The sequence below is a fragment of the Massilia sp. Root335 genome (genome assembly GCF_001425685.1).
In the GTDB taxonomy this organism is placed as follows: Bacteria; Pseudomonadota; Gammaproteobacteria; order Burkholderiales; family Burkholderiaceae_D; genus Telluria; species Telluria luteola.
This window is the reverse complement of record NZ_LMCY01000050.1, coordinates 64,883-84,504: the sequence shown is the minus strand read 5'-3', so window position 1 is coordinate 84,504 and position 19,622 is coordinate 64,883. Positions and strand designations below refer to the sequence as shown.

General features: G+C 67.4%; 19 protein-coding genes and 1 pseudogene. 11 read left to right on the top strand and 9 right to left on the bottom strand.

Annotated elements, in window-relative coordinates; genetic code table 11:
• Positions 1-246 (bottom strand): annotated as a pseudogene (locus tag ASC93_RS26040) (hypothetical protein); the annotation flags it as partial.
• Between the two features lie 246 nt (positions 247-492).
• Here ASC93_RS26040 and ASC93_RS32565 point away from each other — a divergent pair.
• The 8 genes from ASC93_RS32565 (at position 493) to ASC93_RS26005 (ending at position 6,781) form a co-directional block, all read left to right on the top strand.
• Positions 493-624 (top strand): hypothetical protein, encoded by a 132-nt coding sequence (locus ASC93_RS32565; protein WP_267874983.1) that lies wholly within the window; start codon positions 493-495, stop codon positions 622-624.
• A 10-nt stretch (positions 625-634) separates the two neighbouring features.
• Positions 635-2,383, top strand: a complete 1,749-nt coding sequence (locus ASC93_RS26035; RefSeq protein WP_056449667.1) for a glycosyltransferase family 39 protein — start codon at positions 635-637, stop codon at positions 2,381-2,383.
• 120 nt (positions 2,384-2,503) lie between these two features.
• Positions 2,504-3,373 (top strand): A24 family peptidase, encoded by an 870-nt coding sequence (locus ASC93_RS26030; protein WP_056449665.1) that lies wholly within the window; start codon positions 2,504-2,506, stop codon positions 3,371-3,373.
• Between the two features lie 25 nt (positions 3,374-3,398).
• On the top strand, positions 3,399-4,070 hold the full coding sequence (gene coaE / locus ASC93_RS26025) for a dephospho-CoA kinase (protein WP_056449662.1): 672 nt from the start codon (positions 3,399-3,401) through the stop codon (positions 4,068-4,070).
• A gap of 60 nt (positions 4,071-4,130) precedes the next feature.
• A complete protein-coding gene (zapD, locus tag ASC93_RS26020) occupies positions 4,131-4,886 on the top strand; it encodes a cell division protein ZapD (RefSeq protein WP_056449660.1) in 756 nt (251 codons plus the stop codon).
• A gap of 25 nt (positions 4,887-4,911) precedes the next feature.
• The gene (yacG, locus tag ASC93_RS26015) at positions 4,912-5,094 is read left to right on the top strand and encodes a DNA gyrase inhibitor YacG (RefSeq protein ID WP_056449657.1); all 183 of its coding nucleotides are present in this window, start codon (positions 4,912-4,914) and stop codon (positions 5,092-5,094) included.
• A 22-nt stretch (positions 5,095-5,116) separates the two neighbouring features.
• The gene (locus ASC93_RS26010; protein ID WP_056449655.1) at positions 5,117-5,497 is read left to right on the top strand and encodes a tautomerase family protein; all 381 of its coding nucleotides are present in this window, start codon (positions 5,117-5,119) and stop codon (positions 5,495-5,497) included.
• A gap of 249 nt (positions 5,498-5,746) precedes the next feature.
• Positions 5,747-6,781, top strand: a complete 1,035-nt coding sequence (locus ASC93_RS26005) for a hypothetical protein (protein WP_056449652.1) — start codon at positions 5,747-5,749, stop codon at positions 6,779-6,781.
• On the opposite strand, the gene ASC93_RS26000 is transcribed toward ASC93_RS26005, so the two are convergent.
• The 3 genes from ASC93_RS26000 to argJ are packed head-to-tail and all read right to left on the bottom strand — an operon-like array spanning position 6,778 to position 9,359.
• Positions 6,778-7,218, bottom strand: a complete 441-nt coding sequence (locus tag ASC93_RS26000) for an NUDIX domain-containing protein (RefSeq protein ID WP_056449650.1) — start codon at positions 7,216-7,218, stop codon at positions 6,778-6,780. The two genes, ASC93_RS26005 and ASC93_RS26000, sit on opposite strands and share 4 nt — an antisense overlap.
• Complete coding sequence (locus ASC93_RS25995) at positions 7,211-8,116, bottom strand: ATP-binding protein (protein ID WP_056449649.1); 906 nt, start codon at positions 8,114-8,116, stop codon at positions 7,211-7,213. The genes ASC93_RS26000 and ASC93_RS25995 overlap by 8 nt, the downstream gene beginning before the upstream one ends.
• A gap of 4 nt (positions 8,117-8,120) precedes the next feature.
• Positions 8,121-9,359, bottom strand: a complete 1,239-nt coding sequence (gene argJ, locus ASC93_RS25990) for a bifunctional glutamate N-acetyltransferase/amino-acid acetyltransferase ArgJ (protein ID WP_056449648.1) — start codon at positions 9,357-9,359, stop codon at positions 8,121-8,123.
• Positions 9,360-9,601: 242 nt separating this feature from the next.
• On the opposite strand from argJ, the gene ASC93_RS25985 reads away from it, so the two are divergent.
• Positions 9,602-10,678 carry an AI-2E family transporter gene (locus tag ASC93_RS25985; RefSeq protein WP_056449646.1) on the top strand — a complete coding sequence of 359 codons (1,077 nt, stop codon included), beginning with the start codon at positions 9,602-9,604 and terminating at the stop codon, positions 10,676-10,678.
• A gap of 40 nt (positions 10,679-10,718) precedes the next feature.
• The gene (locus tag ASC93_RS25980; protein WP_056449643.1) at positions 10,719-11,768 is read left to right on the top strand and encodes a MerR family transcriptional regulator; all 1,050 of its coding nucleotides are present in this window, start codon (positions 10,719-10,721) and stop codon (positions 11,766-11,768) included.
• A gap of 22 nt (positions 11,769-11,790) precedes the next feature.
• Here ASC93_RS25980 and ASC93_RS25975 read toward each other — a convergent pair whose 3' ends face one another.
• The 5 genes from ASC93_RS25975 to secA all read right to left on the bottom strand — a co-directional run bounded on the left by ASC93_RS25975 (position 11,791) and on the right by secA (position 18,837).
• Entirely contained in the window at positions 11,791-12,603 is an 813-nt protein-coding gene (locus ASC93_RS25975; RefSeq protein WP_056449641.1) for a hypothetical protein, read from the bottom strand.
• A 109-nt stretch (positions 12,604-12,712) separates the two neighbouring features.
• Positions 12,713-14,257: a tryptophan halogenase family protein gene (locus ASC93_RS25970; protein WP_056449639.1), complete on the bottom strand. Its 1,545-nt coding sequence runs from the start codon at positions 14,255-14,257 to the stop codon at positions 12,713-12,715.
• An 11-nt stretch (positions 14,258-14,268) separates the two neighbouring features.
• A complete protein-coding gene (locus ASC93_RS31540; RefSeq protein ID WP_056449638.1) occupies positions 14,269-14,976 on the bottom strand; it encodes a DUF6445 family protein in 708 nt (235 codons plus the stop codon).
• Positions 14,973-15,824, bottom strand: coding sequence for a PEP-CTERM sorting domain-containing protein (locus ASC93_RS25960; protein WP_056449637.1), 852 nt, complete (start codon positions 15,822-15,824; stop codon positions 14,973-14,975). Before ASC93_RS25960 ends, ASC93_RS31540 begins: the two co-directional genes overlap by 4 nt.
• 217 nt (positions 15,825-16,041) lie before the next feature.
• Entirely contained in the window at positions 16,042-18,837 is a 2,796-nt protein-coding gene (secA, locus tag ASC93_RS25955) for a preprotein translocase subunit SecA (RefSeq protein WP_056449636.1), read from the bottom strand.
• A gap of 245 nt (positions 18,838-19,082) precedes the next feature.
• Here secA and ASC93_RS25950 point away from each other — a divergent pair, with 245 nt between their 5' ends.
• Complete coding sequence (locus ASC93_RS25950) at positions 19,083-19,586, top strand: DciA family protein (protein ID WP_056449634.1); 504 nt, start codon at positions 19,083-19,085, stop codon at positions 19,584-19,586.
• Positions 19,587-19,622 lie beyond the last annotated feature (36 nt).

Here is a 19,622-nt window from a genome sequence, read left to right as displayed (position 1 = left end):
TTATTTCGTGCAGGCCTTGCCGCCCACGCCGTGGTAGCCCTTCGCCTTCGCGTCGGCTTCCGCCATGTATTCGCCCTTCTTGGTCTTGCCGTAGTACTTGTCGCCTGCGCAGTGGTAGACCTTGCTGGAGCTGTTCGCCCAGACCTTGCCCGCGCCGCCGCCGGGCGCCTGTTCCTTTGCTGCCGGCGCCGTCTTCGACGACTTCGCCGCGGCGGGCGCGCCGTGGCTCGCGGCATGCGGCGCCGCATCCGGTGCGAGCGGATTCGGCACGGTCGTCTGGGCGAAGGCCGCGGCTGCCGTCAATGCGCCGAGCAGCAATACGAGATGTCGTTTCATGGTTTCTCCAAAGGATTTGCGAACGTCGTCCTCGACGGACGAGCCGCATCATATTCCCACACGCCATGGCAACACGAAAAAATGACCAAACCGTAACGTGTGCGCGCCTGGCGCAGAGCTATCATTTGCAAGCGTTGTACATACATGGGAACGGTCATGGAACAGCCGCAGTCGTTCCTGGACGAACAGGCGGGCCGCCGGTTACTGCCGCATGCGCCGAACGATGGGGTGCCGCCGCAACACCCGGGCGCCATCCTGCGCGCCGTGCGCCGTCGTGCGCCGCGGTAGGAACGCCGCCATGTCCAGCACGCCGCCCGACCTCGACGACATCGGTCCGTTGCTGCGTACCGGCACGGCACCGGCGCGCCCCGCGTCCGCGCCGGACCTCGCGCGCCGCTTCGTGCTCGGCACCCGCACCTGGACCTTCGTCGTCCTGCTCGGCCTGTACGTCCTGCCCGGACTCGTCGGCCATGAACCGTGGAAACAGGACGAGACGTATATCGCGGACATCGTGAGCACTATGCTGGCGACCCGCGACGCGGTCGTGCCCAGGATGGCGGGCGAGGCGTTCATGGAAAAGCCGCCGCTGTTCTACTGGGTCGCGGGCGCGCTCGCGACGTTGACGTCGCCCGTGCTGCCGCTGGCCGACGGCGCGCGCCTGGCCACCGGCGCGTTCGTCCTGCTGGCCTGCGCGGCCATGGCGCAGTGCGGCCGGCGCTGGGCCGATGCGCAGTTCGGACGCACCACCGTATTCGTGCTGCTCGCCTGCTTCGGGATGGCCGCGTTCTCGCACCTGATGCTGACCGACACGGCGCTGCTCGCCGGGATCGCCATCGGCATGGCGGGCCTGCCGCGCTGGCGCACGCGGCCCGGCGCCAGCGGCCTGCAGGTCGGCACCGGCGTCGGCATCGGCTTCCTCGCCAAGGGCCTGCTCGCGCCCGGCGTGTTCGGCCTCGCCGCCGTGCTGCTGCCGCTGTGCTTTGCGCGCTGGCGCGCGCGCGCCTATGCGCGCACGGTGCTCGTCGCGCTGCTGGCCGCGCTGCCGTGGCTCACCTTATGGCCGGCCGCGCTCTGGCTGCGTTCGCCGGCGCTGTTCAACGACTGGCTCTGGACGAACAACATCGGCCGCTTCGTGGGGTTTTCCGTTCCGGTGCTGGGCGCGGCGCACGATCCCGGGTTCTGGGCGAAGAACCTGTGGTGGATCACGTTCCCGGCCGCGCCGCTCGCCCTGCTCGCACTGTGGCGCGGACGGGGCGCGTGGCGCACGGACGAGCGCATGCAGTCGGCCGCCGTGTTCGCCGCGGTCGTCTTCGGCGTGCTGGTCGCCGCGGCCTCCGCCCGCGACGGCTACGCGCTGCCCCTGCTGCCGCCGCTGGCGCTGCTCGGCGCGCGCTGCGCGCTCACGCTCGCGCCGCGCGTGGAGTTCGCGTGGTGCGTGGGCGCGCGCGTCCTGTTCGGCGGCATCGCCGCCGCGCTCTGGCTCGCGTGGGCGTATATCGTGCTGACGCACGATCCGCTGCGGCTGCACGCGCTCGCCGAGCTGCTGCCGCCGCATCCCGACCGGCACGTGGACGTTGCGGCGCTCGCCTGCGCGCTGGCCGCGACGGCGGGCGCGGCCTGGCTCATGGCGTTTTACCCACGGCGCCAGGCGGCGTTGCAGACGTGGGTGACCGGGATCGCGCTGTGCTGGCTGCTCGCGGCGGCGCTGTTCATGCCGTGGGCCGACGACGTGAAATCCTATCGCGAAGTTTTCGGTTCGCTCCAGCCCGCGCTCGGCCCCGGCTGCGTGGCGAGCTACGGCGTCGCCGAAAGCGAGCGCGCCATGCTGCGCTACTACGACGGCATCGTCACGGAACGGCTCGAGACGCAGGCGTCATCCGCCTGCACGCAGATCCTGCTGGAGAATCCGGAAGGCCGGCTGCCGCACTGCAGCGACGCGGGATCGTGGCAACCGGCCTGGGACGGCGCCCGCCCGGCCGACCGCCACGAACACTTCTGGCTGTTCCGGCGCGCGCCCGGCGCGGCCAGGTGCACGGACCGCGACTAAGGCGGGGCGATGGCCGGGGTCGGCGGCCACCCGTGGCGGCGACGCGTCACGATGCTGCCCAAATGGCGGGAAAACCCCTAGAATAGTTGATTCACGGAATCAGCCACCCATCGGAGCATCATGTCACCGGAAATCCTGCTCTTCGCCGCCCCGGCGACCCTCGCCGCGACCCTCGCCGCAGCCCTGTTCGGCCTGTTGATCGGCAGCTTCCTGAACGTGGTCGTGTACCGCCTGCCCGTGATGGCGCAGCGCGAACTCGACAACTACATCGCGCACGAGGCCGGCAAGGAATTGCCGCACCCGGACCGATTCAACCTGATGGTGCCCCGCTCCGCCTGCCCCCATTGCGGCCACCGGATCACGGCGCTGGAAAACATCCCCATCGTCAGCTGGCTGTTCTTGCGCGGCAAGTGCAGCGCGTGCAAGGCGCCGATTTCGCCGCGCTATCCGGTCGTGGAAGCCGTCACGGGACTGCTGTCGGCCGTGCTGATCTGGCATTTCGGCAGCGGCTGGCTGGGCCTGGCGAGCCTCGTGTTCGCGTACTTCCTGATCTCGATGACCTTGATCGACTACGACACGAAGACGCTGCCGGACGACCTCACCTACCCGCTCTTGTGGCTGGGCCTGCTCATCAACCTGGACGGCACCATCGTCCCGCTGCGCGACGCCGTCATCGGCGCGATGGCCGGCTACCTGTCGCTGTGGGCCGTGTACTGGCTGTTCAAGCTCGCCACGGGCAAGGAAGGCATGGGCTACGGCGACTTCAAGCTGCTCGCCGCGCTGGGCGCGTGGATGGGCTGGACGATGCTGCCGACCATCATCATCCTGTCGTCCGTCGTCGGCGCCATCGTCGGCATCGGCCTGATCGTGTTCGCGCGGCGCGACCGCAATAATCCGATCCCGTTCGGCCCCTACCTCGCGGCGGCTGGTATGATCGCACTCTTGTACGGAACACCATTGACCCGCTACGCGCAGGGTTTCCTGGCCTAGCCTCCCGGCCAGGCCCGAGGTACGCATGCACACACCAGGCTCGGCCGTTTCAACTCCTCGATCCGCCCCCCGTTTCGCGGTGGGCCTCACCGGCGGCATCGGCTGCGGCAAGACGACCGTGGCCGACCTGTTCGGCGCGCGCGGCGCCGCCGTCATCGACACCGACCGGATCGCCCACGGCCTGACGGCCCCGCACGGCGCCGCGATGCCGGCGCTGATCGACGCCTTCGGTCCCGATTTCGCCACGCCGGACGGCGCCCTCGACCGCGCGAAGATGCGCGCCCTCGTATTTTCCGATCCGGACGCGCGCGCCCGCCTGGAAGCCATCCTGCACCCGCGCATCCGTGAAGCGACGGCCGCGGCCGCGCTGCTCGCCGGCGGTCCGTACACGATCTTCGTCGTGCCGCTGCTGATCGAATCGGGCACGTGGCGCGAACGCGTGGCGCGCGTGCTCGCGATCGACTGTCCGGAAGCGACGCAAATCGCGCGCGTGATGGCCCGCAACGGGCTGGCGGAAGAACAGGTCCGCGCCATCATGGCGGCCCAGGTCTCGCGCGCGCGCCGGCTGGAAGAAGCGGACGACGTGATCCTCAACGACGCCGGCGTCGACGCGCTGCTGCCGCAAGTCGAGCGCCTGCACCGGTTTTATCTTGACGAAGCGGAAAAATTGGCAGGACAACCAAGCCAGCGTTTGTAATTTTGTGCATCATGGTTCAGAATCACGTGGTTGCCAGCCTACATTCTTAAGGATGTCATTTTGATCGTCTACGAATACCCATTCAACGAGCGCATACGCACGTTGTTGCGGCTGGAGGACCTGTACGAGAAGTTCAAATTCTTTGTAGCGCAGGACCATCCTCTGCAGCACCATGTCGCGCTCGCGACGATCTTCGACATGCTGGAAGTGGCGGGCCGCGCGGACCTCAAGTCCGACCTGCTGCAAGAGCTGGAACGCCAGAAGCAAAGCCTGCTGGGCTACCGCAGCAATCCCGCCGTCGCCAAGGACGCGCTCGACGCGGTGCTGGCCGAACTCGACGCCGTCAGCAACGCGCTCGTCACCGCCCAGGGCAAGACGGGCCAGAACGTGCGCGACAACGAGTGGCTGATGAGCATCCGCGGCCGCACGATCATCCCCGGCGGCGCCTGCGAATTCGATCTTCCGTCCTATTACGCGTGGCAGCGGCGCCCGGCCGAACAGCGCTACGCCGACATCACGGCCTGGTTCGCCCCGCTGGCGCCCCTGTTCGACGCGCTGGCCCTCGTGCTGCGCCTGCTGCGCGATTCCGGCGGCCCCGTCAAGATGATCGCCGCGGCCGGCAGCTACCAGCAGATGCTGCAGGGGAAGGTCTACCAGATGCTGCGCCTGTCCGTGGACGACGCGCTGGGCGCGATTCCCGAGATCTCCGCCAACAAGTACATGCTGTGGGTGCGCTTCACGACCCAGGGCGGCGATTTGAAGCCGAAGCCGCTGGAAGAAGACGTCCCGTTCGAGCTCACGCTCTGCAATTTCTGATCACCGATTTTTTTAGAAGCACACCATGACCGTCGTATCCTGCCCCACCTGCGGCAAGAAGGTCGAATGGACGGAGGCCAACAAGTTCCGCCCGTTCTGTTCCGATCGCTGCAAGCAAATCGACCTGGGCGCCTGGGCCGAAGAGAAGTACACCATCCCCGGCGCGCCGCCCGGTGACGCCGACGACGATTCCGTCTCGAAGGAATAAGCGCTTACCGAGGAGGTTCCGCATGCCGTTCGTCACGCTCACCGTCCGCAAGCCCAAGACCGCCGAGTTCAAGGACAAGGTGTTCGCCGCCGTCCACGCCGCGCTCGTCGCGACCGGCGTGCCCGACACCGACCGGTTCCAGCGCGTGCTGGAACTGGACGCGGCCGACTTCCGCTACGACAGCCACTACCCCGACGTCACGACGACGCGCACGGACGACTTCGTGCTGATCGAGATCGTCTGGTCGGTCGGGCGCAGCGTGAAGGTCAAGAAGAAGCTGCTGGCCGAGCTGATGGACCACCTGCGCGCATCCGGCTTCGATCCGGAAAACGTGATGGTCGTGTTCAAGGAGACGAACTGGGAAAACTGGTCGTTCGCGGGCGGACGGATCCTGCATACGTGAAGGCCACGCCGGCGCAGGCCGCGATCCGTTTCTACCAGCGCCATCTCGCCCCTTGCAAGGGCTTTTCCTGCGCACTGCGCGCGGCCGCGGCCACGGGGCGCATCAGGCGGCGGGAAGCGCTACGGCGCGAATAGCCGCGCGGGCCGCCCCAAAGTTTCCTGCGAGCATCATTCTTAAGCGATATCAAGGAATGCGGGCCCGCTGGCCCCTATTCTGGGCCTCCGTCAACTCACCGCACCGGAGGTCTCCATGCCGCACCGTCGAACCCTGTCCAGCCTGCTGCTCGGCGCCGCCGCCGCCCTGCCGCTCTCCACACACGCCGCGCCCGGATATCGCTACGAACCGGTCGTGCTGGTGCCATTCACGCCGGGCCAGGGCTCCGGCGTCGCCAAGATGATCAACAACAGCGGAACGATTTGCGGCACCGCGAGCGGCAGCCCGGGCGCGTTCTGCTGGCGGGACGGCCGGCTGATCGCCCTGCAGCCCTTGCCGGGCGACGAATATGCCGAGCCCGAAAGCATCAACGAGAAAGGCGAGGTCGTCGGCAGTTCCTATGACGTGGACACCGACCGCCGCCGTGCCGTCGTGTTCGTCGACGGCGCGGCGCACGAGCTGCCGGTGGCCGTGCACGCGTCGTCGACCGCCATGGACATCAACGACGCCGGCGACATCGTCGGGTCCTACAGCGACCGCCTCGGCGACGCCATGGCCTACGTCATCCGGCAGGGCACGGTGCGCGACCTCGGCACGCTCGGCCAGACGGTCCGCGCCAGCGTCGGCGCCGGCATCGACAACCGCGGCCAGGTCGTCGGCTCGTCCACGACCGACCAGGCAACGCCGTTCGGCCAGTTCCGCGTGCTGGCCTTCAGCGACCGGCGCGACACGCTGACCGCGCTCCCCACGCCGCCCGAGCACAGCAGCCACGCGGCCAGGGTGAACGCGCGCGGCCAGACGGTGGGATTCATCGAGCGCGACAACGGCGGCGCCGAGGGCTACCGCGCCGTCCTGTGGGACGCGGACGGCATGCACGTCCTGTCCGACCTCCCTTCGGATGCGCGCGGCATCAACAACCGCGGCCAGGTGGTGGGCAGCGTGCAGACGGCGCCCGGCGGCTTTCTCTACGAACCCGGCAAGGGATCGCACAACCTGAATGACCTGATCGATCCGGCGGCCGGCCTGACGTTCGTCTACCCGCAGGCCATCAACGAGCGCGGCCAGATCGTCGGCTACGGTTGCCAGGGCGAGTCGTGCGGACCGATGTTGCTCGATCCGGTGGGCGACTAGCCCGCGGCCGTCCCCTGCGCGGGATACCGCACCTGGTCCAGCCATGCCAGCAACGGAATGGTGGCCGGCAGCAGGGGGCTGACGGCATACGCGCCCTGCCACGCGAACGCCTGCCCTTCCAGGCTTTGCGGTTCGCCTTCCCACTCGCGGCTGATGTAGAAGTACAGCCGCACGTGCGCATGCTCGTACACGTGTTCGACGCAGCACCACGGCTCGGCCGAGATCACGTTCACGCCCAGCTCTTCGACGAATTCGCGCTGCAGCGCGTGGAAGATGTCCTCGCCCGGCTCGACTTTCCCGCCCGGGAATTCCCAGTAGCCGGCATACGGCTTGCCGTCGGGGCGCTGGCCCAGGAGCACGTCGCCGTTCGGGCGCATCAGCACGCCCACGGCGACGTCCACCGGCTTCGAGGTGATATCGATGCGCGCCTCAGGCATCGACCTGTTCCTGTGCCGGCGCCGGCGGCAGCTTGCCGGCGTAGTCCTTGGCGAACTGCCAGGCCACGCGGCCCGAGCGCGAGCCGCGGCCCAGCGCCCAGCGCAGCGCGTCGCCGCGCGCGGAGGCGATCTGCGCCGGCGTGCAGCCGAAGCTCGCCAGCCAGTGGCCGACGATGTCCAGGTAGTCGTCCTGCTTGAACGGATAGAACGACAGCCACAGGCCGAAGCGCTCCGACAGCGAGATCTTTTCCTCGACCGTCTCGCCCGGATGCAGGTCGCCGTCGTCGGTGTGCTTGTAGCTCGCGTTGTCCGACATCCTTTCCGGCATCAGGTGCCGGCGGTTCGACGTCGCGTAGATCACCACGTTGTCCGACTGCGCCGCGATGCTGCCGTCCAGCGCCACCTTGAGCGCCTTGTAGCCCGCTTCGCCCTCTTCGAAACTGAGGTCGTCGCAAAAGATCACGAAGCGCTCCGGCCGGCCGGCGACCAGGTCGACGATGTCCGGCAGGTCGGCCAGGTCGGCCTTGTCGACTTCGATCAGGCGCAGGCCCTGCGGCGCAAACTGGTTCAGGCACGCCTTGATGAGCGACGATTTGCCGGTGCCGCGCGCGCCCGTCAGCAGGACGTTGTTGGCCGGGCGCTTCGCCACGAACTGGCGCGTGTTCTGCTCGATCTGGTCCTTCTGCGGGCCGATGTGCTGCAGGTCGGCGAGGCGGATGGTCGACGCGTGCGTCACCGCCTGCAGGTATTTGACGTTGCCGCTGCCCGCGCGTTTGCGCCAGCGGTAGGCATAGCCGTGCCGGAAGTCCGGGTCGCGCGGCGCGGCCGGCGGCAGCAAGGCCTCCACGCGCGCCAGCAGGGCTTCGGCGCGGTGCAGGAAGTTATCCAGCTGGTTCATCGGCTCAGGAACGGTAGTCGGCGTTGATCGAGACGTAGTCGTGCGACAGGTCGCAGGTCCACACGGTGGCGTCAAGCTCGCCGCGCGCGAGCACGACGCGCACGAGGATCTCGGCCTTCTTCATCACGCGCTGGCCATCCTCTTCCTTGTAGTCCGGGTTGCGGCCGCCGGCCTTGGCGACCAGCACGTCGTCCAGGTACAGGTCGAGCTTTGCCGTGTCGAGATCGTCGACGCCCGCGTAGCCGATGGCGGCCAGGATGCGGCCCAGGTTCGGGTCGGACGCGAAGAACGCGGTCTTCACGAGCGGCGAGTGGGCGATGGCGTAGGCGATCTTGCGGCACTCTTCCATGTCGCGGCCCTGCTCCACCGTGATGGTGATGAACTTGGTGGCGCCTTCGCCGTCGCGGATGATCTGCTGCGCCAGGTGGCGCGCAATGCCGCTGACGGCGTCGCGCAGCGCCGCATAGTGCGGGCTGTCGGTCGAATCGACGACGAGCGTGCCCGCGCCCGTGGCGACGAGGATGAAGGAATCGTTGGTCGACGTGTCGCCGTCAATGGTGATGCTGTTGAACGAGCGGTCGGCCGCGTACTTCACCAGTTCGTCGAGCACCGGCTGCGCGACTTTCGCATCGAACGCCAGGTAGCCCAGCATCGTCGCCATGTTCGGCTTGATCATGCCGGCGCCCTTGCTGATGCCGGTCATCGTGACCGCGTGGCCGGCGATCGTCGTCGTGACCGACGCCGCTTTCGGCTGGGTGTCCGTGGTCATGATGGCTTCGGCCGCGTTGAACCAGTTGTCCGCCTTCAGGTTCGCGATGGCGGCCGGCAGGCCCGCGACGATCTTTTGCACCGGCAGCGGTTCCAGGATCACGCCCGTGGAGAACGGCAGCACCTGCTGCGCGTCGAGGCCCAGCAGGCGCGCCACTTCGGCGCACGTGGCCTGCGCATTCGCGAGGCCCGGCTCGCCCGTGCCCGCGTTCGCGTTGCCCGTGTTGACCACCAGCGCGCGGATCGGCTTGCCCCCGGCCCTCACCGCCTCCAGATTCGCCTTGCTCACCTGGACCGGCGCCGCGCAGAAGCGGTTCCTGGTGAACACGCCGGCGACGGTCGCACCTTCGGCGAGCTTCATCACCAGCACATCCTTGCGGTTCGGCTTCTTGATGCCGGCTTCGGCGTAACCGAGTTCGATGCCGGCGACGGGTTTCAGGTCGGCGGCGACGGGCAGGGGGGAATTGACGGCCATGGCGTTCTCTAATGAAAGGATGGAAAGAAGGTCCGGTATTGTACCGCCTGCGGGAGACAGGCACGGTCCGCCGGTGCGTACGTCGCCCCCGCGCAGGCGGGCGCCCAGTTTGCTTGCGTACCGACGGCCCGGGAACGACGGCCTGCCTGTTAATACACACTTAAGTCGGCCAATTGATAATCGGCAACACCACCCATCCGGCGATGCCGTTTTGGTAAGATGTTCCATCCACCGGAGAAGCCATGACCGACAACCAACGCGATGTGCTGAGCGCCTGCTTTTCGCTGGCGATCGTCCTGTTCGCCCTGCTCGTGACGCAGCGCTTCATCCTGCCGCTGCTGTGGGCCGCCATCCTGTGCATCGCCACGTGGCCGCTGTACGTGCGGGTCCGCACCGCGCTGGGCGGCCGCACCATCCTTGCGGCGGCCCTCGTCACCATCGCCGCCGCAATCGTCTTCATCATCCCGCTCGCGCTGGGCGTCACGCAGGCCGCGCGCCAGGCGCCGGCGCTGGCGCAGATGGTCGCCAGCGCCAACACCGAAGGCCTGGCCGCGCCGGAGTGGCTGCACCGCATTCCGTTCGCCGGCGACGCCGTCTACAACTGGTGGCTGGCCACGCTCGGCCAGCCGCACGGCCTCGCGCACCTGCTGCAGGACGGCTCCGTCGGCCGCATGCAGACGGCCAGCGAAGTGCTCAAGCGGGTCGGCAGCGGCGTCATGCACCGCCTGGTCGACATGCTGTTCGCCTTCCTCTGCCTGTTCTTCTTCTACAAGGACGGCACCGCCCTGCAGCGCCAGACGGACGCCATCGGCGCCGACCTGATCGGCGTGCGGCGCTGGACGCTGTTCTCGCTGAAGGTGCCCGTCGCCGTGCGCGCCACCGTCAACGGCCTCGTGCTCGTCGGCCTCGCGGAAGGCGTCCTGCTGGGCATCGGCTACCAGTTCGCGGGGCTGCCGTCGGCCGTGCTGTGGGCCGCGGCGTCGGGCGTCCTCGCCATCATCCCGTTCGGCGCCCCGCTCGCGTTCTGCGCCGCCGCCGGCCTGCTGGCCTGGCAGGGCGCGACGATCGCCGCGATCGCGATCCTCGTGCTGGGCTTCATCATCCTGTTCGTGGCCGACCATTTCGTGCGCCCGGCGATGATCGGCAACGCCACGCAACTGCCGTTCATCGCCGTCCTGCTGGGCATCCTCGGCGGGGTCGAGACGCTCGGCCTCATCGGCCTGTTTGTCGGCCCCGTCGTGATGACCCTGTTCGTGACCCTGTGGCACGAAGAGCGCAGCTTCCGCGACGCGAAAAACCTTGACCCTGACGTCACGTGAGCCTCGAGACTGTCCCCACGCCGAAGAACGGAGACGAACGATGCTGAAAGTGGGAGAGCTGGCCGCCCTGGCCAACCTGACGGTGCGCACGCTGCACCACTACGACAGCATCGGCCTCCTCCGTCCCCAGGCGCGTTCCGATGCCGGCTACCGGCTCTACGACCGCGACGACGTGGCACGCCTGCACCGTATCCAGGCCCTGCGCGCGTTCGGCCTGAGCCTGTCCGACATCGGCCTCACGCTGGACAGTCCGGCCGGCGAGCCGCTGGCGATCGTCGACCGCCAGTTGGCCGCGCTCGAAGTGCGCATGGCGGAAGCCACGCGGCTGCGCGACCAGCTGCTGCGCGTGCGCGCGCAACTCGTGCGCGGCAGCGCGCCGGACCTGTCCACGTGGCTCACCACACTGGAGAACACCATGGACATGACGAACGTGTACGAACGCTATTTCACCAAGGAGGAACTGGACCGCCTGCCGCTGCTCCGCAACGATGCCACGAAGGCCCAGTGGCAGGGCATGGTCGAACAGGCGCGCGGCCTGATCGACTCGCAGGTCCCGCCGGATGCCGACGCCGCCAGGGCCTTCGCCCTGCGCTGGCTGCAGACGTTTGCGCGCGACACCGGGAACGACCCGGCGCTGACGGCGAAACTCAACTTGATGGTCGAGCGCGAACTGGACGCCGTCGGCATGCCGGCGTCCGTGATGCACTACGTGCACGCCGCCATCGGTGAACTGAAGCTGGAGACGTGGGCAAAATATGTGCGGCCGGAAGTCGTCGAGCGCATGCGGCGCCACTACGCGACCCGCGGCCACGAGTGGACGCCCCTGATCGCGCGGATGCAGGCCGAGATGCAGGCCGATCCGGATGCGGACGGGCCGCGGGCGCACGAGCTCGCGCGCCAGTGGATGGACCTGTTCCACGACATGGTCGGCCGCGACCAGCAGGACATCGACGCCTTCCGCGCCGCCAGCGCGACCGAACCCCTGCTGCGCATGGGATCGGGCATCGGCGGCGAGAGCGTGGACTGGCTGCGCAAGGTCATGCAGGCGCAGCGGCTTGCCGCCGTCAAGGACGGCAACGATCCGGCTTGACCGCGCGGCTTAACCGCGCGGCTCAACCGCGCGGCTCGTCGCCGGGCACCGGGCGCGCGATCCGCTCCGCGCGCTGGGGCAACAGCAGCACGAGCAGCAGCATGCCGGCGACGAGGGCCGCCGATGCCGTGTAGCGGCTCAGCGCGAGGCCGCCGTCCGCGACGGGCTTGTCGAGGAAATCGCCGACCGTCGCCCCCAGCGGCCGGGTGAGGATGAACGCGGCCCAGAACAGCGCGGTGCGCGACGTGCGCGTCCAGAAGTACAGCGCGAGCACGACGGCCAGTCCCGCCGCGAACAGCACCGCGCCGCCGCCATAACCGAGGCCCCAGCCGGTGTCCGGATCGGCGACCCAGTCGCCGAGCGCCGTGCCGAGGGTCTGGGAAAACAGGATCGTGATCCAGTAGAACACCTCGGCGTCGCGCGTATCGAGCCGGTTGATCGACACCGACCCGAGCGTGCGGTGCCAGGCGTACAGCGTCGCGGCCAGCAGCGCGGCCAGCAGGGTCGAGCCGCCGAGGTAGCCGATGCCCAGCGAGCGGTCGCACAGGTCGGCGAGCGTCGTGCCGACCGTCGTCGTGGCGACGATCACGGCCCAGAACAGCAGCGGGTGGAAGCGGTTGGCGCGGATCTGCGCGCTCAGCATGACGGCCAGCAGCGCCGCGAAGATCGCGGTGCCGGCCAGGTAGCCCAGTTCCATCGACATCGTCACGGCGTCGCCCGCGGTCTCGCCGAGCGTCGTCGCGAGGATCTTGATGATCCAGAAGCCGAGTGTCATGGCCGGGACCTTGGCGAGGTCGCGGGCGTGCGCTGCGTGCGGGGCGGATGTCGGTGTCATGCGGGCTCCGGATGGGATATCGAGCGACATCCTAGCGCAACCGGGCCCGGCCCGCCCGGCACGTCATGCCAAGATTACCAAATGGTCATGGACGCGCCGTGCCGGCGAACTAGCGGCGCGGCGCGTTGGCCGCCGCCGCACGGATCTTTTGCGCGTACTCGCGCATCGACGGCGACTGGCTCACGGCGGCCTTGCGGATCTCCGCGATGCGCGCGAGCGCCGCCTGGCTGCGCTCGGGCGCGATGTACGGCATCTGCCCGATCCCGTGTTCGGGCAGGCAGCGCTGCCCGGCCAGGATGAAGAACCAGTTGTGCGGTCCGAACAGGACCTGGCGCCGGGCATCGATATCGGCGGTGCCGGGCAGCTTGTGCTTCCACAGCGCCAGCAGCGCGGCCAGCCGGTCGGACACCTTCACCTCTTCCGTACAGGCGCGCCAGAACGCGGTATCGCGGCGCGCCGAGAGCACGTAGTGCGCCAGCACGAAGTCATGCAATTCGTCGTAATGCTCGGCCATCAGCATGTTGTAGCGGTCGCGCATCGGCGCCGCGCCGGCGGGCGTGGGCAGGTAGTCGAGCCACATCTGCAGCGCGTATTCGATCAGGTAGATGCCCGTCGATTCGAGCGGTTCGATGAAGCCGCCGGCCAGTCCCAACGCCAGGCAGTTCTTTTCCCACATGCGCGTGTGGCGGCCGACGCGCATGCGCAGCAGGCGCGGCTCGGCCAGTTCGGTGCGGCCCGCGTTGTAGCGGCGCAGCGTCGCCAGCGCTTCGTCGTCGCTGCAGTGGCGCGACGAGTACACGTAGCCGGTGCCCTTGCGCGTTTGCAGTTCGATGTCCCACGTCCAGCCGGCGTCCTGCGCCGTCGCCACCGTGTGGCTGCGCAGCGGCGCGTCGGACGCCTCGTGCGCCACCGGGCAGGCCAGCGCGCGATCGCACAGCAGCGTGTCGGCATACGAGTGGAACGGCACGTCCAGCGTCTTGCCCAACAGGAGGGAGGCGAAGCCGGTGCAGTCGACGAACAGGTCGGCCGCGTGGCGCGTGCCGTCCGCGAGGCAGACGGCGCGGATGCCCGTCTCGTCCACATCCACCTGCTCGACGGTGCCTTCCACGTGCACCACCCCGCGTTCCTTCGCCGTGTCGCGCAGCAGGCGCGCGAGCAGCACGGCGTCGAGGTGGTAGGCATACGGAACCGGCGCCTCGTACGGTGCCGACGACATCAGCTTGGGCGAGCGCAGCGCGTCCATCAGCGCGGGCTGCACGACGCCGGCCTCGCCGAACGGCTGGCGGGTCAGGCCACGCTGCTTCAGGTTCAGCCAGTGCGTCATCGTCGAGTAGCCATCGGCCACGATCGGCATGTCGAACGGGTGGTCGAAGCTGTCCGTGCCGTCGTGCCAGCCGACGAAGCGAATGCCGTTCTTGAGCGTCGCTTCGGCCGAGGCGAACAGCGCCGCTTCCGGAATGCCGATCGTGCGCAGCATCATGCGCAGCGTGGGAACGGTCGCCTCGCCGACACCGATGGCCGCCACGTCGGGCGACTCGATGAGCGTGATCCGGACCGGATGCGCGGGATTGCCGTTGAGGGCACGCTGCAGGTAGCAGGCGGCCAGCCAGCCGGCGGTGCCGCCGCCGACGATTGCGATGGATTGATAGGACATGATGGAGCGGATCAGGTTGACGCGGGGTTGTCGAGCTGGCCCAGGAACAGGCGCTGGGTCAGGCGGGCCTGGGCGAGCGTCGGGTTGGCGGCCACGTCGCGCATGTCGATCGAGTGGAACGCGTTCCCGGCATACATCACGAAACGGTTGAAGCGGCCCTGCACCCGGTACAGGCGCTCCCACACCCCGTCGTCGCCGACCGCATAGGACGCGGGCTGGCACTGCTCGCCGTAGGCTTCCATCCATTCGCCGTACTGGCGCGATTCCTCGGGCGTGCGGATGACGGCGAGGCCGGTCGGCTGGTGGCGGAAGAAGCAGGTGCCGACTTCGAAATCGTGGTTCAGGTACACGAGGCCGGCCAGCGGCGTCGGGTCGATGTGCGGATGCTTCTGCTTCGCCAGCATCTGCGACGCCGGCGTCGTGACGATCGAGAAATCGGTCCAGAAATATTCGGGCTGCGCGCGCACGTCGCCCAGCAGCGCAAGCATCCGGACCAGCGTGGCGAACAGGTCGCGCGTGCTGGCGGCGTCGATCCGGCTGTGCATGCCCGGGTAATAGGCGATCGACGCATCGAACTGGCCGCCGAGCGCGGCGGCGCGCACCGCGAACGGATCGGCGTAGAAATCGTCGACGATCAGGACGGGCACGCCGGCCGGCGTCGTCTCGACCTTCAGCTGCGCGGCCGGGTTGAGGGCGAACAGCTGCGGATCGAGCGTCATTTCTTGCGGCGGCGGCGCGCGACGGTGGCGCCGGCGGCGGCCACGGCGAACAGGCCCAGCGTAGCGGGTTCCGGCACCTCGGAGCGCTCGACGACTTCCGACAACACGGTCAGCGTGGCCGACGTCAGGTGGAATCCACCCAGCGTGGCGCTGACGGTCGGCGCCAGGATGCCGTCCTGGTTCAGGTCGGACAGCGCGGCGACGTCCAGGTGCAGCGTCGCCGACAGGTCGCCGGCGATGGCGTCGTACACGTCGTGGTCGCGGTTGTAGAGATAGGTGTAACCGTTGTAGTAATCGCCGCTGGTGCCCACGTATTGCGAGCCACTGTAGCCGCCGTCGCGCGTCGTGTGGGTGGAGGCGCTGCCGCTGGCGCTGGTCGTGCCCGCCGCCACCACCATCGTATCGGCCACCGAGTCGATGTGCTCGACGGTGCGCGTGGCGGCGGCATTGTAGTCCGTCACGCCGACCTGGTAATAGCCGGTCGCGTACGCGGTGTGGTTGCAGCTCCAGCTCCAGTACGAGCAGGAGACATAGTAGGAATACGTGTAGGGTACCGAATACGAATGGTAGCCCTCGACGCCGGTCGTGGCGTAACCGCTGTACGGATCGGCCTGCGTCGTGTTGTATTGCGCGTCGGAATAGCCGAAGACCACCAGGTCGCCGGACAGGATGTCGCCCAGCCCCTGGCCGGCGGCAGCCAGTTGGGCGTTGAGGTTGAACGCGATGTTTGTCGAGTTGCCGGACAACAGCTGCGACAGGCTGATCGTTTCCGTGACGGTGACGGGCGTAGCACCGGCCGCGGCCGTCGCGCCCATCAGGGCCAGTGCTGCGGTGAGGTTCTTTGCCATCTGTTTCCTTCGTCGTTATTTGATAGCGGGGAGCCGCACCCTGGTTCATCTCGACTCGTATTTATACAAATCAATTTTAATTGATAAATATCAACAAAGATACTTACAGTTAATTTTTGTTGTTTTTTGCTATCAAATTGCAAAGACCGTCTCCTGCGCCGGACACAAAAAAAGCGGCGGGATCGCTCCCGCCGCTTTTTACCGTTCGTCCGCTTGCTTACGCCAGCTTGCCGTGGCAAGCCTTGAACTTCTTGCCGCTGCCGCACGGGCACGGGTCGTTGCGGCCGACCTTCATGCCCAGGTAGGTGGTGGACGGATCGTCCGCCATCGCCGTGGTGCCCGGGGTCACCGCGAGGGGCGCCATCAGCTCTTCCGGCGCGGCCGTCGGATCGAAGTCGGCGTGCTGGTAGTTGACGTTTTCCAGGTGCGCCGCGGCCGCCTGCATGGCCGCTTCCGCCGCCTCGACTTCTTCGCGGGTCTGGATGCGGACGGTCATGATGGTGCGGATCACTTCGTTCTTGATCTGGTCCAGCATGGCGCCGAACAGCTCGAACGCTTCGCGCTTGTACTCCTGCTTCGGGTTCTTCTGCGCATAGCCGCGCAGGTGGATGCCCTGGCGCAGGTGGTCCAGCGCGGCCAGGTGCTCGCGCCAGTGCGTGTCGATATTCTGCAGCATGACGTTGCGCTCGAAGCCGCCGAACGCTTCCTTGCCGACGATGCCGACCTTCGCCTCGTACGAGCTTTCCGCGGCCGCCAGCACGCGCTCGAGGATGTCGTCGTCGTTCAGGTTCGGCTCGTCCTCCAGCATCTGCGCCAGCGGCAGGGAGAGCGACCATTCGTCGGCCAGCACGCGCTCGAGCGTGGGGATGTCCCACTGCTCTTCCACCGACTCCGCCGGCACGTGGGCGCGCACGACGTCGGTGAACACGCCGGTACGGAGCGACGCGATCAGCTCGGAGATGTCGGCCGCTTCCAGCAGTTCGTTACGCTGGGTGTAGATCACCTTGCGCTGGTCGTTGGCGACGTCGTCGTATTCCAGCAGCTGCTTGCGGATGTCGAAGTTGCGGGCCTCGACCTTGCGCTGGGCGCCTTCGATGGAGCGGGTCACGATGCCCGCCTCGATCGGTTCGCCTTCCGGCATCTTGAGGCGGTCCATCACGGCGCGCACGCGGTCGCCCGCGAAGATGCGCAGCAACGGGTCGTCCAGCGACAGGTAGAAGCGCGACGAACCCGGGTCGCCCTGGCGGCCGGAACGTCCGCGCAGCTGGTTGTCGACGCGGCGCGATTCGTGGCGTTCGGTGCCGATGATGTGCAGGCCGCCCTGCGCGACGACGTGGTCGTGCAGCGACTGCCATTCCGCGCGCATTTTGGCGGCCTGCTCGGCCTTCTGCTCTTGCGCCGACGCCCCGTCGGCCTCGGAACCGGCTTCAATGAGCTGGATCTGCTTCTCGACGTTGCCGCCCAGGACGATGTCGGTACCGCGGCCCGCCATGTTGGTGGCGATGGTGATCATCTTCGGGCTGCCCGCCTGCGCGATGATCTCCGCCTCGCGGGCGTGCTGCTTCGCGTTCAGCACGTTGTGCGGCAGCCCCGCCTTGGTCAGGATGCCGGACAACAGTTCCGAGTTCTCGATCGACGTCGTGCCGACGAGGACCGGCTGGCCGCGCTCGTAGCAGTCGCGGATGTCGTTCAGCATGGCCTGGTATTTTTCGTCGGCCGTCTTGTAGACCTGGTCCTGGCGGTCCTTGCGCTGGGACGGACGGTTCGGCGGGACGACGACGGTTTCCAGGCCGTAGATCTCCTGGAATTCGTAGGCTTCCGTGTCCGCCGTACCGGTCATGCCGGACAGCTTGGCGTACATGCGGAAGTAGTTCTGGAACGTGATCGAGGCCAGCGTCTGGTTCTCGTTCTGGATGCGCACGCCTTCCTTCGCTTCCACGGCCTGGTGCAGGCCTTCGGACCAGCGGCGGCCCGTCATCAGGCGGCCCGTGAATTCGTCGACGATCACGACCTCGCCGTTCTGCACGACGTAATGCTGGTCCTTGTGGTACAGCACGTGCGCGCGCAGGGCAGCGTACAGGTGGTGGATCAGCGTGATGTTGGCGGCGTCGTACAGCGACGCGCCTTCCGGCAGCAGGCCCATCTTCGTCAGGATGGCTTCGGCCTTCTCGTGGCCGGCCTCGGTCAGCAGCACGGTGTGCGCCTTCTCGTCCTTCGTGTAGTCGCCCGGGACTTCGATCTGGCCCTTGCCGTCCGGGGTCTCCTCGCCGATCTGCAGCGTGAGCATCGGCGGGAGTTCGTTGATCTTGTGGTACAGCTCCGTGTGGTTCTCGGCCTGGCCGGAAATGATCAGCGGGGTACGCGCTTCGTCGATCAGGATCGAGTCGACTTCGTCGACGACGGCGAAATTCAGGCCGCGCTGCACGCGCTCGCGCACGTCGTACACCATGTTGTCGCGCAGGTAGTCGAAGCCGTATTCGTTGTTGGTGCCGTAGGTGATGTCGGAACCGTAGGCTTGCTGCTTGCTGTCGTGATCCATCTGCGACAGGTTCACGCCCGTCGTCAAACCGAGCCAGCCGTACAGGCGGCCCATCTGCTCGGCGTCGCGCTGGGCCAGGTAATCGTTGACGGTCACGACGTGCACGCCCTTGCCGGACAGCGCGTTCAGGTAGACGGGCAGGGTCGCCATCAGCGTTTTACCCTCGCCCGTGCCCATCTCGGCGATCTTGCCGTAGTGGAGGACCATGCCGCCGACCAGCTGCACGTCGAAGTGGCGCATCTTCATGACGCGCTTGGCGGCTTCGCGGCAGACGGCGAAGGCTTCCACGAGGATGTCGTCCAGGCTGGCGCCCCCGGCTACGCGTTGCTTGAATTCGTTCGTCTTTGCCTGGAGATCGGCATCCGACAGCGCTTCCATCTGCGGCTCGAGCGCGTTGATGTCGCGCACGGATTTTTGGTATTGCTTGAGCAGACGCTGGTTACGGCTGCCGAAAATCTTGGTCAGGAATGACATGCTGTGTTCTTCAAAAGTACGCCGCGAAAAGGGTCCGAGGAGCCCAGGATGATAACAAAAACATATCGCCCCGAGAGCGCCAATGGCAAAAAGCCACCGATTTTATCATGCGATGCGGCCACACTTGGGGTCCGCCGGGCGGATCACAAGTGCGGCTGGCAAAAATTGTTATCAGTTTGCATTCGATTGCATCAATCGCGCACGATTGCTCGCGGCATGGCCCGCGGCTGTGGTATGTTCCGAGCATGCAGTCCACGAACAAGCAGCGTCCCTTCCATATCTACGGCACCCGCGACCGCAAGACGTCGTTCGTCGCCACCGATTTCCTGCGCTCCAACGACCGCCTCGCCGCGCTGATGCCGACCGCCCTGCGCGTGGGCAACCTGCAGCGCGACGTCAAGGCGATCCTGCCGCCGATGTACGCCGGCTGCGACGTGCTGTCGTTCCAGGAGGCGACCCTGACCCTCGCCGTGCCCTCCTCGGCCGTCGCGGCCAAGCTCAAGCAGCAGCTGCCCAAGCTGCAGGCGGGCTTGCAGAAAAAGGGATGGCAGGTGGACAACATGCGCATCAAGATCCAGATGCGGCCCAACGTGCCGGTGCGCGAGGAATTGAAGCCGTCGTCGCTGACCTTGCCGCCAACGGCGGTGGAAGCGTTCGAGCAGCTGGGGGAAACGTTGCCGGAGACGCAGCAGAATGCGGCGCTGATCGCGGCGATCAGAAGATTGGCGGAGAGAAGGAAGAAGTCATAACGTCGTTGTCTCGAACGCTGTCGTTACCTTTAAAAC